This is a genomic window from Ruegeria sp. CDSA221, assembly GCF_059611825.1.
The window spans coordinates 133,293-148,855 of sequence record NZ_JBXWPK010000004.1 but is presented as its reverse complement, the minus strand read 5'-3'; the positions used below and the strand labels follow the sequence as shown (position 1 = coordinate 148,855).

Below are 15,563 nucleotides of genomic sequence, written 5' to 3'. Positions count from 1 at the left end.
TGCCCCCGGCCTGGGCCAAGGGCATAGAAGTTCAGATTCTTTCGTCTTCTCGCCGGAATGCGCCCTGAACAATACGGTCCATGACCATAGCAAGGAACAAAATGGCAAAGCCGCCTAACAGGCCGGGCCCCTTGGCTGCGTATTGTAACGCCTCAAGGATTTCCTTGCCCAGCCCTCCGCCACCGATCAGCGAAATGATCACCACCATCGATAGGCACATTAGGATGGTCTGGTTCACCCCGGTCATGATCGACGGCAAGGCCAGAGGTATCTCGACATCCTTCAGCAACTGCCATTTCGAAGCCCCAAAGGCCACAGCAGCCTCTTTGATACTGTCGGGCACCCCGCGCATGCCCAGCGCGGTCAGCCGGATGACCGGCGGCATGCCAAAGATGATCGTGGCCAGAATGCCCGGCGGGTTGCCAGTGCCAAAGAAGGCGATGATCGGGATCAGATAGACGAAGGCCGGCAAAGTCTGCATCAAGTCCAGCACGGGCTCTGCCGCGCGGTAGGCACGCCTGGACTTGCCAAACCAAATGCCCAGTGGAATGCCAAAAACAACGCATAACAGCACCGCCGCACCGACCAGCGCCACGGTTTCCATCGCCACATCCCAATATCCCAGCAAGGCGATATAGGCCAATGAAGACGCCGTGAAGATCGCCACTCGGGGGCCTGCAGCCCGCCAAGCCGTCACACATATCACCAACATCACAACCGGCCAAGGCGACCCGATCAGCGCAATGGTCAGGGCATCCAGAACTGACCGAACCCCAGCGACGATCCCATCGAATACGTCCCCGCCAGCAAGAGCGGCCGCATCTATCTGCGCCTCCATCCAGCTTGCAAGGTTTGAAAACAAGGTCCCGCCGCCCTCACCCAATATCAGTGCGGACACTTCTTTTTCGGGGAATGCATCCAACATGGCCAGCGAGGCATTGACCGTGAATTTGTAGACAATCAACGGCCCAATCGCCGCAACAAGCACAGCCCCCAGCACCATATTTCGCCTGGACTGACCACTTTCGGTACTGTCCGGATCGGTCCGCCATTTTGAATACTGTTTTTCATAGACGCGGTCGGCATAGAAGCCCTGTGCCAGTTTGAAGACCAGCAGCATCAGCAATCCGGTGATCATGATGCTCAGCGCTTCAGACTGCGCGGCCGCGGCTTTTCCAAAGCTGGTATCGGCGGCTTTCTGGATGTTCTCTGCCAGCTTGGTAAAGCGGTCGATATCGGCCTTTTCTGTCGCGTCAGCCGCCCGGGCCAACAGCTCGTCTGCGCGCGCTTGCTGACGTTCGGCACGTTCCGCCATATCAGCACCCGGGTTGCCCCAGGCACCGCGCCCGATCTGTACCCAGGCGATGATTTCAAGGATCAGGAAGGTCCAGAACATCCCCCATATCGCCCGCGATGCCGACCAAAATGGCCCCAGAACCGCAGCCCAGCGGTTGAACGTATTCGGAACCGCACTGGTTGCGTCATGGATCTTGTGAAACGCCCTGACGTAATAGTCCCCGTTCGGACCTGCGAATTTGTGGATCGAGCGATCCAGCGCCTCGTGGTCGACCTCGATATCCGAGGCGGCGGTGACTTTCACTTCGGTGGTTGCATCAGTCATTTTTGCCCCCCTGAATTCCGCGCAGCAGGCGCGGTTTGGTGACGACGCCGACGTCTTGCCCTGCATCGGTGATGATCACCGGCAGGTCCGTGTCGACAGCCAGGTCGATCAACTGATCCAGATCGGCCCCCTCATCCGCGCGCGGCGCGCCGTCGGTCGGGCCGGAATAGCTGTCCAGTGGCTCCATGATCGAGTGTGCCTTGACCAGTTTCAACTTGGAAATGCCCTGAACAAACTCGCGCACATAGTCATCGGCCGGATTCATCACGATGTCTTCCGGTGTGCCGATCTGAACGATGACACCATCTTTCATGATCGCAATCCGGTGGCCAATGCGGATAGCTTCGTCCAGATCATGGGTGATGAACAATGTGGTCTTCTGCAACTGGGCGACCAGCGCTTTGAACTGGTCCTGCAACTGCAGCCTGATCAGCGGATCGAGCGCAGAAAAGGGCTCGTCCATTAACAGGATTTCCGGATCAGAGGCCAGCGCGCGGGCAATCCCAACACGCTGCTGCATCCCGCCCGACAATTCTTTGGGCAGGCGATCTTCGTACCCGGTTAGGTCCACCAGACCCAGCGCATGGTCCGAGACTGCCCAGCGCTTGGACTTGGACACTTTGCGAATTTCCAGAGGATAGGCCACATTGTCTCTGACAGATCGGTGCGGCATCAGCGCCATATGCTGGAAAACCATCCCGATCTGCTGCGCGCGGATACGGCGCAGTTCAGCCTCGGATATTTTGGATACGTCCTGGCCCAGAATCTCGATCTTGCCTGAGGTCGGCTCGATCAAGCGGTTCACGTGGCGCACCAGGGTCGATTTACCCGACCCCGACAAGCCCATGATGCAGAAAATCTCGCCGCGCGGAACTTCGAAAGACGCGCCCTGCACGCCAACCACGCAGTTATACCTTTCGAGAACTTCCGGCTTTCCAATCCCTTCATCCCGTACTGCGGTCATAGCCTCCTCTGCCCGCGCACCGAAAATCTTCCAGACATCTGTCAGTTTAACGACTGTTTCGGTCATACTTGCCCCTTCAATGCAAAACAGGCCGCCAGGCATTCCCGGCGGCCTATCTGTAATTCAGTTCCGAGCGTTACCGATCACTCTGACATCCAGTTCAGAACCGCATCTTCGTTCGCACCGACCCATTCTTCGGCATATGCGAGCGGCTCTTTGCCATCTATGACAAGCGCATAAGTCATGGCCGAGACAGCGGCAGTATCCAGTTTCATGTTGGACAACAGCCGAGCAACCTCGGGGTACTCATCCTCAAGAGATTTGGCATAGTGAAGGTGCAGATAGGCCAAATCCCAGGCGACACCTGCTTCGGATTTCTCCAGCCAATCCGGATCATCCGTGGGCTGCAGGACATTCCATTTTGCTGCGTCATAGGCTGGCTCTTCCAGGATCTGAAGATCATGCAGTTCAAACACGTAATGCGGCGTATAGCAGAAACCCACCCAAGGCTCACCCGCTTTGATCGCGTTATCAAGGTTCGCATAGGCGACGGTTTCGTCTATCTCGGTCAATTCCATGACCTGGTCATAGCCATATGATTTGGCCCGGATTTTCTCGACATTGGTCGACGCCCAGCCGGGGGCACCGATCCATACTTCGCCCTGCCCGTCGCCATTGCTGTCGAACAGTGCCGCGATGTCAGGATTGGTCAGGTCGTCAATGGACCGGATATCATTGGCATCAGCGGTCGCCTTGTCGACACACATTCCCTGAAACGCCTCAACGCCATTGGAATTGAAGGTAACTGTACCCTTTTCGGTTACATAGGTGTCATGCAGGTTCTGCTGGTTCGGCATCCACACTTCGGGGTGTACGTGCATGGCGCCGGAATCCATCGCCTCGAACACGATCGGGTTGGTGCCATTCTGAAGCTCGACCTCGAGCCCCAGATTTTGTTCGATCGCAACCTTTAGAATGTGCGCTGTTGCATTTACCGATGGCCAGTTCGGCACACCGATCACAATGTCAGCAGCAAAAGCAGGCACAGCGACCATCATCGACGCGCCTCCCAGTAACATAGTGAGTTTGTTCATATTATTTCTCCGTGTTGGGCGTTCGAGGCGCTGTTCTTCTTACCCTCTGGGCAGCGGTACGCCTGTCAAACGACATCGGGATGACGTTCCATCCCCCTTTCTTAGCCAGTTACCGGGCGCGCCGGTTTGACAGGAAAATTCAAACATGCCGACACATGACCCATCAAGAACAACATGCCACAAATCGATTTATGCGGCTTTCTCGCAGGTTAGTTTCGGTTTATTCTGATCTTGATCGATATGACGCCTGAAACAGGTACAGCCGATTCTTGAGCGGGCTTGCCTGCCATCAATATCCCCTAAGCGGCGCCATCTCAGACAGGGGCACAGATTTTATCCAGTCAGTTCTCAGATCCCAGTACAAGATCCTGCTTCAGGATGAAGTCCCCAAACGCGTCCGTCAGCGTTTGAAAGCGCGAGCGTTGCGAGACATAAAGATACACCTGCCTTTGATCTTCGAGATCAGCTATAGGACGGAAGACGATAGCCTCAGGAAGAGACCGTGCAACGGTTTGCGGCAAAACCGTCACCCATTCCTCGGTGCGCACCAATGCGATCAGTGAATGGGTGTTCTGAATGGTCACACCGGCCTTCGAAATCGCCGCGTGAAACCGCGGGGACTGAACCAGATCGCACAGAGCATTGCGTATGAAGGGAACCGAAGCCACCTGTTCGATGGTTGGCATCTCCGATTGCTGTGCCAGCGGGTGAGCAGCCGTGCAAACCACCCCAAACCTGTCTTCGAACAAGGGCGTGGCTGTGACCCCGTTTAGCGCAAGATATCCGGATGCAATGCCGATATCCGCTTTTCCTTGCACAACCGCGTCCAGTACCTGCTGTGTATCGGTATCGCGGAGCTCGATCCTGATATCGGGGAAATGGCTATTCATGTGACTCAGCACCTTGGGAAAGGCAAGAGCCGCCACCGACGGCACAGACACGATCCGCAACAGGCCGTACTCTGCGCTGGCTATTGCCTCGATATCCTGAACTGTTTGATCGAACTGTCTGACCTGCTTCAAAGCCAAATCATGAACCTGCCGACCCACTTCTGACAGTCGGTTTTTGCGCTCTCCCTCGAACAGCTTCTTACCCAGGTGCTCCTCAAGCTGCTTCAGCGTCATTGACACCGCCGATTGCGTTCGCCCAAGACGGTCGGCGGCCTCGGTCAGATTACCAGTCTGCACAACCGTGCAAAAACTGCGCAGTGTTTCAATCTTGATCGCCATACTTCAATTTTTCTGCAATTTGTTTCATTTAATTGAGTTTGACTGATGTTCGCCAAAAAATCCATCCTAGGTCAAATGAAATCGCACTGGGGCGTAACGTGACACAACTGAATCTGATTGCTGGCGAATGGCTGGCAGGTGAGTCTGAAATCGAAAACCGCAATCCTTCGGACCTGAGCGATCTGGTCGGCATGTTTGCACAGGCCAGCGCTGACCAGCTTGAGGCGACGCTGGATCAAGCCCGTGTTGCACAGGCTGAATGGGCCGCCTATGGCATCGAACGGAAGCAAGCCGTTCTGAACGCTATCGGCAATGAAATGATGGCCCGGGCCGAAGAACTGGGTACGCTCTTGGCGCGCGAAGAAGGCAAGCCGCTGGCCGAAGGCAAAGGCGAAGTGTTCCGCGCCGGGCAGTTCTTTACCTACTACGCAGCTGAATGCCTGCGTCAAATCGGTGAGAACGCAGATTCTGTGCGCCCCGATATCGAAGTAGACGTTCGCCGCGAAGCTGTCGGCGTTGTCGCCATCATCAGCCCATGGAACTTCCCTACCGCGACTGCCTCGTGGAAGATTGCTCCAGCACTGTGCTATGGCAACGCGGTTGTGTGGAAACCCGCCAACATCACCCCGGCATCCGCTGTCGCACTGACCGAAATCATCGAACGTCAGGACATCCCCAAAGGTCTGTTCAGTCTGGTCATGGGTTCGGGGCGCAGCATCGGGCAACGCCTGGTCGAAAGCCCCAAGGTCAATGCAATTTCCTTTACCGGGTCAGTCCCGGTCGGCAAGGGTATCGCAGCAGCCGCCATCCAGAACCTGACCAAAGTTCAGATGGAAATGGGATCAAAAAACGCGCTGGCTGTGATGGACGATGCCGATCTGGATCTGGCCGTTACTCTGGCATTGGGAGGAGCGTTTGGCGGCACCGGACAGAAATGTACGGCGTCTTCGCGCCTTGTTGTGCATGCGGGTATCCATGACGCGTTTGTCGAAAAGCTGGTGGCCGGTGCGCAAGCGATGAAGGTCGGCCACGCGCTGGAGGAAGGCGTGCAGATGGGTCCCGTCGTCAGCCAACAGCAGCTGAGCGAAAACCTGGCCTATGTTGATCTGGGCAAATCCGAAGGGGCCGAGCTGGCCTGTGGCGGAACCCGGCTGGAGATGCCTCATGACGGGTTCTACATGACGCCGGGCGTGTTTCTGAACACCAACAACGACATGCGCATCAACCGCGAAGAAATGTTCGCACCCCTGACCAGTGTCATCAAGGTTGGCAGCTATGACGAAGCGCTGAGCGTCGTCAACGACACCAACTTTGGCCTGACCTCGGGCATCGTGACCAAATCGCTGGCCCGCGCCACGCATTTCCGTCGCAATGCGCGCACTGGTGTTGTGACTGTGAACCTGCCCACTGCAGGCACCGACTACCACGTGCCTTTTGGCGGCCGCGGCGACAGCTCTTACGGGCCGCGCGAACAGGGTAAGGCTGCGGCCGAGTTCTATACCACGGTCAAAACCGCCTATATCAGCGCGGGCCCCGTGTGATGCGGATCGACGGGCTACAATATGCCAACTGGTCGGAAAAGATTTTCCGCCAACTGCGTGACGGGGGCGTGGACGCGATCCACGTCACCATCTCGTACCACGAGAACTTTCGCGAAACGGTTCTGAATTTCGAGAAATGGAACCGCTGGTTCGAACAATACCCGGACCTGATCATGAAAGGGCGCTGGGCCAGCGATATCGATACGGCTCGTAAAACGGGCCGGACGGCTGTGTTCTTTGGCTTTCAGAACCCCTCGCCCATCGAAGACGATATCGGGCTAGTCGAAATCCTGCACGATCTTGGCGCCCGTTTCATGCAGCTGACCTATAACAACCAGTCCTTGCTGGCGACCGGCTGTTATGAGGCCGAAGACACAGGCATCACCCGTATGGGCAAGCAGGTGATCAAAGAGATGAACCGCGTAGGTCTTGTAGTGGACATGAGTCATTCGGCGGACCGTTCCACCATCGAGGCCGCTGAATTGTCCGAGCGTCCCATAGCCATCACTCACGCGAACCCGTATGATTGGTCGCCCGCGCTGCGTAACAAGCGTGACGATGTCATTCGTGCAGTGACGGAAAATGGCGGGATGCTTGGCTTTTCGGTTTATCCCCACCATCTGAAAGATAAATCCGACTGCACGCTGGACAGTTTTTGCGAGATGATCGCGCGCGCCGCCGACAAATACGGCGCGCAGCATCTGGGGATCGGCACAGACCTGTGTCAGGATCAACCCGACAGCATTGTGGAATGGATGCGGGTTGGCCGCTGGACCAAGGAAATCGACTATGGCGAGGGATCCGCTTCGGCACCAGGCTTTCCGCCCATGCCGGGCTGGTTTCAGGACAACCGAGATTTTGGGAACATCGAACAAGGGTTACGCGCGACCGGCCTGAACGATGACGAAGTGGCCGGGATCATGGGCAGGAACTGGTATCAGTTCTTTGCCGAGAACTTCGTCCCACAAGGGTAACACTATGAATACACGCGTGCAGACTGAAAATGTCAGACGTGATCCCGCGATGGTCATGCGGCTGTCGCGGCTGGGCTCGCTGCATCAATGCCGTCTCAGCTTTATGCGGCAACTGACCCGCCGTATGGCGCAGGAAAACTGGAGTTTTTCCCGCCCTGCGTTCGAGATTGACGAACACGGCGTTGGCCATGCAGTCTATACCGCGCAAGGCCCTGATCACGCATATTCTCTTGTGGCGTTTGCCCATGATCTGCCGCCCGAAAAACGCTCGGACCGGGTCATCGCCGAGGCCTGGGATGCCACCTTCGCGCTATTTGACGGCATTCCGACGGCGGATGATATTCACCGCCTGTCGCAAAACGTACCAGTGCAAGAGGCCGGTCGCGTCAGCGAGTCAGAACTGTCATTGTCGCGCGCCAACCGGTCAGTCCGCCTGTGGGCACATGTGGTCGACCGTCTGGCCGCTGGTCAACAACCCGATCTGGAACAGATTTATCAGGTTGGCTACCTGATGCGGACAACCGCCGTGTATGGTTCCGGCAAGTTTGGGGCTGCAGATCGCGAGAAAACAGCCAGTCGCCCCGAGGTCAACGGCCCGTTCCAGACCGAGATGTTGTCGGTCTACCTGACCCGGACCTTTGTGCGCGATCTGGTGCAGCATATGGCCCAAGTGAAGGGCGGCGATCAAACCGCGCAGTTAGATCCGCAGATCGCCAGTTGGCTCGGCATTGGCAATTCCACAGGTCTGGGCATGGCCCCGTTCATCGTCAACCATCCGATCTTGTTCAACAACTGGATCATGGCGCGAGAGGAGGCCATCGCCCGCGTACGGTCGCTCTTGACCGCCTCGGAAGATGAGGCCCGTCAATTCCGTGGCATCTATGATCGTAGCAAACTCTCGATGTCCTGGTGGCAGTCTGAGCACCCGGTCCAGCGCGATAAGCTGGCGGCGCTCAACAACGATCTGCAGGCAATCTCTGGGTATCTGGACAGGGATGATCTGACGCAGAACCAACCCTGGGATCGGTTGATCCTGTGGTCGCAATCCGCGCTGAGCGAGGAGGGCCAGGAACTGCTCGCCTCGCTTATCCTTGAGCCCTATGGCGAATTGGTCGATGGGCTGAGCTGTTGTATGGCCGACAGTAATTCAAGTGCCCATGTGATTGATGGATCAATGTCGGTAGGCGCTGCGCGCGATCTGATCAGTAACAGTTTTGGCTGGGCCTTGGATCTGGATTGGAACGCAGCGGAAAACTGTGCGCGGGCCTGGTATGTCTCCGAGGAGAAGCTGGAGCCGCGACTGGGTGAGCGCTTTGAGGAACCGATAGCCGGTTACGAACAGCCCCTTGCCCCGGCCCGTGACGCCGCGATGACGAATAAGGCGCTTGCCGAATGGGATACTCGCTCCTCCGTTGCAGAGTTTCTGCTGCGCCATCCTGAACATCGCCACACCCTGCGCCGCGCTCAAATGAGCCGAGTAGCCCCCTATGGTGAAATCCACGACAACACGATCAGCGCCGCTGTCCTGCCTATCGACATGCTGCGGGCCAAGCTGTCGTTTTTTGGGGCAACCCATTTTGACCCCCGGTCGGACCGCTGGGTGCGGATCTGCATGTATTCCGGCGCACCATATCCTGATGAGTTAACGCCGGAAAATGCCGATCTTTGGGTTTATCCGGAGTTGCCGCAATGACCTATTCACTGAACGAGATCGAAGCCACCTCTAAACGCGCTGCCCGAGGGGCAGGTTATGCCTGGGGTCTGGCAGAAGAGGCCGCCAAGGCCACACGCTGGTTGTGCGGGCATGGGCTGGACGGGACTGCAGAGCTGGCCCACCTGCTGGACTTGGGTTTGGCTGCGGCGCCGGCAGATCACAGACCAGATGCGATGCAGGGCCCATGGCAGGGCAAGGGCGCTTTGTGCCCTCTGGCCACTGGCACCTTGCTGTCGGATTGTGCCGAACAGCTGCGCGCCGGACCGGTTGAGATGGCCAACATTGCAATCCCTGCCCTGTTACTGCCCTTTGCTGCCTATGCGGCACGTGAACTCAAGGGCTGTGTGGTGCTTGATTGTGATGGGCATCTGGCGGCATGTGATGGGTATTCCGTGTCGACCCCAGATACCTTACCCGCCCAGGCGCGCAGGGTGGTAGTTTCGCTGGGGGAACAGCGCACAGGCCCCCGCCCACATCAAACCCGCGCCGCCCCGACTGATCAGGCTTGGGCAACGCTGAATCGCTTTGCCCACCGCACCTATGCCCCCGCAACCGAGGAATCCCGCCTGCTGGGTGCAGGGGCCGGGCTTTCTGATAATGACTGATGAGGTACTGATTTGACCGAGACCCGGACCCTTACTCTGAACGAAATCGAAGACCTGTCGTTTCGCGCGCTTGTTGCTGCGGGGACTTCACCGGAAAACGCCCGCCCGCTGGCGGTTGCGACCGCGGCAACCGAGGCGGACGGCGTGGCAAGCCATGGACTGGCCTATATCCCGATCTATTGTGAGCATGTCCAATGTGGCAAGGTCGACGGGCTTGCCAAACCGGTCATGACACGGCCCAAGCCAGGTGTAGTTACCGTAGATGCCGCAACCGGATTTGCCCATTCAGCCATCGATCTCGGGTATGAGACGCTGATCACCGCTGCGCGCGAACAGGGCGTTGCCGTGCTGAGCATCTGCAACAGCTATAACTGCGGCGTGCTGGGCTATCACACCTATCGTCTGGCACAGGCCGGGCTGGTCGGGCTTGGTTTTACCAACGCGCCAGCCTCGATCGCGCCATCGGGTGGCGCAAAGCCGGTTGTAGGGACCAACCCCTTTTCCGTTGCCGTACCCGGTACAGATGGGCAACCCGCCCTGCTGATCGATCAAAGCGCCAGTACAATCGCCAAGAGCGAGGTCATGAAACATGCCAGAGAAGGAAAGCCGATCCCCGTTGGGTGGGCATTGGACGCCGAGGGCAACCCGACCACTGATCCCAATGTGGGCCTCAAGGGCTCCATGGCACCTTCTGGTGGGTACAAGGGCGTCGGTGTGGCCCTTCTGACCGAAGTTATGGCGGCCGCTCTTACAGGGGCCACTCTGGGCATCAACGCCTCGCCCTTTTCCGGAACCGCTGGCGGTCCGCCCAAGACCGGACAGTTTTTCATTGCGATCGACCCTGTGGCGACATCGTCGTCGGGTGGCTTTGCTCAGGGCATCGAGGAACTCGTCGGTGCCATTCGATCGCAAGACGATGCACATTTGCCTGGCGATGGCCGACGCGCAAAACGCGTCGCCTCGGCCACACAAGGCGTGGCTGTAAATATTGCGACCCTTGAAAAGATCGAGACCATCTTGGGATAAGCCGGTTTTCTTAGCCCGCAATCAGATTCTTTCTGGTTCGGGCACCCTTACCCAAACCTTCTGACCCAGCACCGAATTTCAGAACGGCTTCCAAGCCTTTAGCCAAAATTCAACCCGGACGCAGCAGGCTCATTTTTCGTATTTCATGCTTTAGCGCAGAAAAACGGGGTTGACTCAAATCGCTCTCCATATTTAGTTCGGTAACAGAACGAATAAATGGAATCGACGTGGCAGCGCAGACGAAAATCTCTCGACGAATGTCTCAAAGTGCGGTCGTTCAGGCGATTGCGACCTATGGGCCCATTTCGCGCGCCAGCGTGTCGAAGCTGACCGGTCTTTCGAAACAGACAATCTCGGAAATTGTCGGAAACCTAGAAAGCGATGGCTGGGTGCGGACAGTCGGTCAGACCGAGGGGCATGTCGGACGCCGCGCTGTGGTATATGAAATCGCTCCGGATGCGGCAACGGTCGCCAGCGTCGATCTGGGTGGAACAAAGATCAGGGTCGCACTATGCGATCTGACCGGTCGCGTTCTGGCCGAGCGCGTAGAGCCGACAGAACAAAGCGGCGGCAGACAAGTGGTCGATCAGGTTGCCCGTATGGTTCGCGCAACCGCAGACGACCCCCAATGCCCGTCAGGCGAATTGAAAATCGCTGTCGTCGGTGTCCCAGGCGTGCCGGACAGCAGGACCGGCGCGGTCCTGATGGCGCCTAACATAACCGGGCTGGATCAGATTGATCTTGCTGGCACTTTGAACGAACGGCTTGGGATAGAAATCCTTGTCGAAAATGACGTCAACCTTGCCGCTCTGGGCGAGCATTGGATGGATCATCGAAGCGACCAGGATGATCTGGTCTTCGTTTCCGTCGGAACCGGAATTGGTGCAGGAATCGTCGTCGGAGGTATTTTGTTGCGCGGCGCATCTGGTGCAGCTGGCGAAATAGGTTTTCTTCCCTTTGGTGCCGATCCCATTGCAAAGGAAAGCCATAAAATAGGCGCGCTGGAACGCGTAACCGCCACTGATGCAATCATTGGCGGATACAGGACGCTCACGGGCAAAACTTGCTCAGTTCCTGCGATCTTTGAGGCTGCCAACAACGGCGACAAAGCAGCCGAGCAAACGCTGGACAATGTCGCTTATCAGATCGCGCGGGCTTCGGCGTCGATTGTAGCGGTCCTTGATCCGTCCCTTATCGTGATGGGGGGCTCTATCGGCGCGCGTGACGAGTTGATGCACCGGATCAGACGCTTTGCCGCCCAGTGCTACCCCCGTGAAATAGAGATCCAGCCCTCAAAGCTGGGTCCGCATGCTGCCCTTGCCGGAGGTGTGTCTATAGCCCTGTCGCACCTACATATCTCTCTTTTCGCCGAGGGTCAGAAAGGTGCCGAGATCAACGTACCACCTCCAGCGCTCGATACCTTCAAGGCAAGTATGTCATGACCGCTAAGGCTCTTTCAGAACGCTTGAGTCAAGAACAGGATGCTGATGCAGACCTGACTCTGTTGCGCGATGCCCTGTCCATCGAAAGCGTGACGGGCAATGAAACACGTTTTGCGCGTTTTCTGGACCAGCAACTTATGGCCCTGGGGCTGAATACCGGACGGGGCTGTTTCACGGGTGAACGCGAAAATGTCTGGGGAATTGCTTCTGTGGAGGGACCCAACCTCATGATTTTGGGCCATACGGATACGGTGCATATCCGGGGCTGGGAGGAATATTGGGAAGACGATGCACGCAAAAATCCATTCGGCGCGGCCCAACAGGACGGGCACATCTGGTCGCGTGGGGCAAGCGACCTCAAGGGTGGGATCTGCGCTGCGATTGCCGGGTATCGCCTGCTGCAAAAACTTGGCGTTATGCCTTCAGCCAGTCTGACCTTTGCCTTCATCGGTGACGAAGAAAGCGGTGAACCTGGCAGCGGCGTCAGCGCCGGGGCGAAAGATCTGGTTGGACGCATCAAGTCCGCCGAAATCCCCCGTCCTGATTTCGCGATCTATGTCGAGCCAACGAGTTTGGACATTTATTCCGCCCAGATCGGGTTCTTTATCGCCGAGATCACGATAACTGGAAAAACAGCGTATTTCGGCCGACCCGAATTGGGGGTCGATGCATTGAAAGCAACGCATACGCTTCTGTCGAAAATCTGGGATCATGAAAAAGAACTGAACGCGGGCCCGCGTCATGACCTTGTCGGTGCCTCTTCTGTTCTGGTGACGCATATCGATGGCGGCGGGTTTATCGCAGTGCCCGGAGAATGCAGGCTCTCGCTGATCCGGAAACTTAGACCTGGCGAAATGCTTGATGTTGCAGTGGCAGCATTGGAATCAGCGCTTGGCCTGGATCACCTACCCACGGGCATAGAGGTGTGCATCGACTACCCAGCCGGTCGTGATCATCCCAAGGGCGGCTCACCAGTTGAAAACGACCCCGATACTGAGGCGGTTCGCCTGTTGCAAAACTGTGTACAGCAAACTCTGTCCCGAAAAGTAGAAATCGGCGGCGCGCCCTACTGGTCTGAGATGCCATTTTTAACAGAACAGATCGGCTGTCCAACCGTTTACTGCGCACCGGGTGATATCGCCGTGGCGCATACTTTTGAAGAACGAATTGAGGTCGAAGAATACCTCGCCGCCGTCCGAGCCTTTGCGCTTTTCATAGCGCAGTTCGGTGCGTCGGACACACTCGCAATGCATCCAAACTGAGGAGGACAAACATGTCACTTGTTAGAAGCACATTTGCCGCTACCGCGATGTTCGCGCTAGCGAGCAGCTTATACGCCGAAACCATCGGTCCAGCGGGGGAAAGTGCCACCCCTTCATCAATGGTTGTTGTCGCTGATGATGATGTCGAAAAGGTGAAAGAGGCTGGATATTCAGCTGCTTTGCTGTGGCATGACCAATCCGACTTTGTGAATGCGGTAACAGCAGGTGCCAGCGATGAATTTGCGCGTCTGGGGATCGAGGTCGTTGCCGTGACAAGCGCAGGATTTGATGCTGCAAAACAACGTAGCGATATCGAGACGGTCATGGCCAAATCGCCCAATATCATTCTGTCGCTTCCTCTGGACCCGGTGACCTCTGCCGCAGCATTTGCAGAGGCAAAAGAGGCCGGAGTTGCCCTAAGTTTCCTCTCGAACCTGCCGGCCGGCTACAAGCACCCGGACGATTATGCGGCAATCGTGACGGATGATCTGTTTCAGATGGGCAAACAAGCGGCGGATGCGCTTGCGGCTGCCATGGGCAATGAAGGAACAGTTGGATGGATTTACCACGACGCAGATTATTATGTGACCAATCAGCGCGACAACGCTTTCAAGACCACGATTGAGAACGACTATCCGAACATCACAATCGTTGCAGAACAAGGCATTTCTGATCCTGCGCGCGCCGAAGAGATTGCCAATGCTATGCTGCTGAAAAACCCAGACCTGGGTGGAATCTACGTAACCTGGGCTGGTCCGGCAGAGGGTATTCTTGCAGCGCTGCGGACGAACGGAAACACCTCGACCAAGATCGTGACATTGGATCTGTCAGAGCCGATTGCCCTTGATATGGTTCAGGGTGGGAATGTCGCGGCGATTGTTGCCGATGAAGCCTATGAACTGGGGCGTGCAATGGCCGCCAGTGCCGTGCTCGACCTGCTGGGCGAGGACGTACCATCCTTTGTTGTAGCCCCTGCATTGACAGTGACAGCGGACAACGTTGCCGATGGATGGCAAAACTCGCTGAATATTGATGCACCAGCCAGTCTGACATCGAAGTAGAGACCTGATGGGCAGGTCGCCTCTGGCGACCTGCCGCAACCGGATATTCCCAGAGGCATCCATGGAACAGGCTTTTCAACGTATGCGCGACTTGGATCTACAGCGCTGCGTCATTTATTTCGGCTTTCTTGCGATCTTTCTGTTTTTTGGGATCACTCTCTACGATGACGGGTTTCTGACCAGTCGGAATCTGACAAATATCGTCCTTCAGACAGCCCCAGCCACGATCATGGCCATCGGATTGGTCTTTGCCCTGTCAGCCGGAGAGATCGACCTGAGTTTTGGCTCTGTCGTTGCAGTTGCAGCCCTCTCGGCAGCTGTTGCGATGCAGAACGGCCCAATGATCCTGGGTGTCGCAGCGGGGCTTGGCGCAGGCATTCTGATCGGCGCGTTCAATGGTGCTTTGGTGGCCTATCTGCGGTTGCCATCATTTCTGGTGACCTTGGCCACCATGGGGTTATTTGCCGGAATTGCGCGTTCGATGACCGATCTGCGATCCATTCCTGTCGTTAACGGGACTTTCACCGGGGTCTTCGGCTCGGGCAAGCTGTTTGGTGTACCTTCACTTGTTATCTGGACCGTGATTGCAGTGCTGATTGGCCATGTCATCTACCGGCACACACGTTTTGGCGCACACGTTCTGGCCGTTGGGGACAATGCCCGCGCAGCCCAAGTCTCTGGCATCAGGGTTCCCCGTATCCGGCTGATGGTTCTGACCTTGTGCGGCGCAACCGCTGGGCTGGCTGGTTTGCTCTATGCCGGGCGTATTCAAGCCGCCAAATATACAATGGGCGAAAGCGATCTGATGACAGTCATTGCCGCTGTCATCGTAGGTGGCACTGCGCTTAATGGCGGCAAGGGATCCATAATAGGTGCGCTTTTGGGCTCGCTCATGATGGGAATGCTGAATAACGGGCTGATCCTGATGGGGCTGCAGGTCTCGGACCAGATGATCGTACGCGGGCTGATCATACTGATCGCCGTAGCAATTTCACTCCGCGAAATCCGCCGATAGACACCGGAGCAACCC

At 56.9% G+C, this 15,563-nt stretch carries 13 protein-coding genes; 9 read left to right on the top strand and 4 right to left on the bottom strand.

The genetic code is table 11. The features are described 5' to 3' along the window. Window positions 1-31: 31 nt before the first annotated feature. From AC2FJ5_RS07710 to AC2FJ5_RS07695, 4 genes are all read right to left on the bottom strand, one after another. A complete protein-coding gene (locus AC2FJ5_RS07710) occupies window positions 32-1,621 on the bottom strand; it encodes an ABC transporter permease (protein WP_496792991.1) in 1,590 nt (529 codons plus the stop codon). After that, window positions 1,614-2,651 (bottom strand): quaternary amine ABC transporter ATP-binding protein, encoded by a 1,038-nt coding sequence (locus AC2FJ5_RS07705; RefSeq protein ID WP_142637767.1) that lies wholly within the window; start codon window positions 2,649-2,651, stop codon window positions 1,614-1,616. Before AC2FJ5_RS07705 ends, AC2FJ5_RS07710 begins: the two co-directional genes overlap by 8 nt. Window positions 2,652-2,728: 77 nt before the next feature. Beyond that, window positions 2,729-3,679, bottom strand: coding sequence for an ABC transporter substrate-binding protein (locus AC2FJ5_RS07700; protein WP_142637765.1), 951 nt, complete (start codon window positions 3,677-3,679; stop codon window positions 2,729-2,731). Window positions 3,680-4,020: 341 nt separating this feature from the next. Beyond that, the gene (locus AC2FJ5_RS07695; protein ID WP_496792987.1) at window positions 4,021-4,908 is read right to left on the bottom strand and encodes a LysR family transcriptional regulator; all 888 of its coding nucleotides are present in this window, start codon (window positions 4,906-4,908) and stop codon (window positions 4,021-4,023) included. 98 nt (window positions 4,909-5,006) lie between these two features. Between AC2FJ5_RS07695 and AC2FJ5_RS07690 the strand changes: the two genes are divergently transcribed. The 9 genes from AC2FJ5_RS07690 to AC2FJ5_RS07650 all read left to right on the top strand — a co-directional run bounded on the left by AC2FJ5_RS07690 (window position 5,007) and on the right by AC2FJ5_RS07650 (window position 15,548). Beyond that, a complete protein-coding gene (locus AC2FJ5_RS07690; RefSeq protein ID WP_496792985.1) occupies window positions 5,007-6,449 on the top strand; it encodes an aldehyde dehydrogenase family protein in 1,443 nt (480 codons plus the stop codon). Further along, window positions 6,449-7,423, top strand: coding sequence for a membrane dipeptidase (locus AC2FJ5_RS07685; protein ID WP_142637759.1), 975 nt, complete (start codon window positions 6,449-6,451; stop codon window positions 7,421-7,423). Before AC2FJ5_RS07690 ends, AC2FJ5_RS07685 begins: the two co-directional genes overlap by 1 nt. A gap of 4 nt (window positions 7,424-7,427) precedes the next feature. After that, the gene (locus AC2FJ5_RS07680) at window positions 7,428-9,116 is read left to right on the top strand and encodes a hypothetical protein (protein WP_496792983.1); all 1,689 of its coding nucleotides are present in this window, start codon (window positions 7,428-7,430) and stop codon (window positions 9,114-9,116) included. Further along, the gene (locus AC2FJ5_RS07675; protein WP_496678016.1) at window positions 9,113-9,742 is read left to right on the top strand and encodes a DUF3726 domain-containing protein; all 630 of its coding nucleotides are present in this window, start codon (window positions 9,113-9,115) and stop codon (window positions 9,740-9,742) included. The genes AC2FJ5_RS07680 and AC2FJ5_RS07675 overlap by 4 nt, the downstream gene beginning before the upstream one ends. Window positions 9,743-9,754: 12 nt before the next feature. Continuing rightward, complete coding sequence (locus tag AC2FJ5_RS07670) at window positions 9,755-10,768, top strand: Ldh family oxidoreductase (RefSeq protein ID WP_496696706.1); 1,014 nt, start codon at window positions 9,755-9,757, stop codon at window positions 10,766-10,768. Window positions 10,769-11,025: 257 nt separating this feature from the next. Beyond that, window positions 11,026-12,210: an ROK family transcriptional regulator gene (locus AC2FJ5_RS07665; protein WP_496749295.1), complete on the top strand. Its 1,185-nt coding sequence runs from the start codon at window positions 11,026-11,028 to the stop codon at window positions 12,208-12,210. Then, window positions 12,207-13,472 carry a M20 family metallopeptidase gene (locus AC2FJ5_RS07660; RefSeq protein ID WP_496792980.1) on the top strand — a complete coding sequence of 422 codons (1,266 nt, stop codon included), beginning with the start codon at window positions 12,207-12,209 and terminating at the stop codon, window positions 13,470-13,472. The genes AC2FJ5_RS07665 and AC2FJ5_RS07660 overlap by 4 nt, the downstream gene beginning before the upstream one ends. Before the next feature lie 11 nt (window positions 13,473-13,483). Beyond that, window positions 13,484-14,533 carry a substrate-binding domain-containing protein gene (locus AC2FJ5_RS07655; RefSeq protein ID WP_496792978.1) on the top strand — a complete coding sequence of 350 codons (1,050 nt, stop codon included), beginning with the start codon at window positions 13,484-13,486 and terminating at the stop codon, window positions 14,531-14,533. Window positions 14,534-14,540: 7 nt separating this feature from the next. Next, window positions 14,541-15,548, top strand: coding sequence for an ABC transporter permease (locus AC2FJ5_RS07650; RefSeq protein WP_271949969.1), 1,008 nt, complete (start codon window positions 14,541-14,543; stop codon window positions 15,546-15,548). The last annotated feature ends 15 nt before the right edge of the window (window positions 15,549-15,563 follow it).

Bases quoted from the DNA above. Each gene is read 5' to 3' on its own strand.
- AC2FJ5_RS07710 (WP_496792991.1), bottom strand. From the start codon at position 1,621: ATGACTGATGCAACCACCGAAGTGAAAGTCACCGCCGCCTCGGATATC.
- AC2FJ5_RS07705 (WP_142637767.1), bottom strand. From the start codon at position 2,651: ATGACCGAAACAGTCGTTAAACTGACAGATGTCTGGAAGATTTTCGGT.
- AC2FJ5_RS07700 (WP_142637765.1), bottom strand. From the start codon at position 3,679: ATGAACAAACTCACTATGTTACTGGGAGGCGCGTCGATGATGGTCGCT.
- AC2FJ5_RS07695 (WP_496792987.1), bottom strand. From the start codon at position 4,908: ATGGCGATCAAGATTGAAACACTGCGCAGTTTTTGCACGGTTGTGCAG.
- AC2FJ5_RS07685 (WP_142637759.1), top strand. From the start codon at position 6,449: ATGCGGATCGACGGGCTACAATATGCCAACTGGTCGGAAAAGATTTTC.
- AC2FJ5_RS07680 (WP_496792983.1), top strand. From the start codon at position 7,428: ATGAATACACGCGTGCAGACTGAAAATGTCAGACGTGATCCCGCGATG.
- AC2FJ5_RS07675 (WP_496678016.1), top strand. From the start codon at position 9,113: ATGACCTATTCACTGAACGAGATCGAAGCCACCTCTAAACGCGCTGCC.
- AC2FJ5_RS07665 (WP_496749295.1), top strand. From the start codon at position 11,026: ATGTCTCAAAGTGCGGTCGTTCAGGCGATTGCGACCTATGGGCCCATT.
- AC2FJ5_RS07660 (WP_496792980.1), top strand. From the start codon at position 12,207: ATGACCGCTAAGGCTCTTTCAGAACGCTTGAGTCAAGAACAGGATGCT.
- AC2FJ5_RS07655 (WP_496792978.1), top strand. From the start codon at position 13,484: ATGTCACTTGTTAGAAGCACATTTGCCGCTACCGCGATGTTCGCGCTA.
- AC2FJ5_RS07650 (WP_271949969.1), top strand. From the start codon at position 14,541: ATGGGCAGGTCGCCTCTGGCGACCTGCCGCAACCGGATATTCCCAGAG.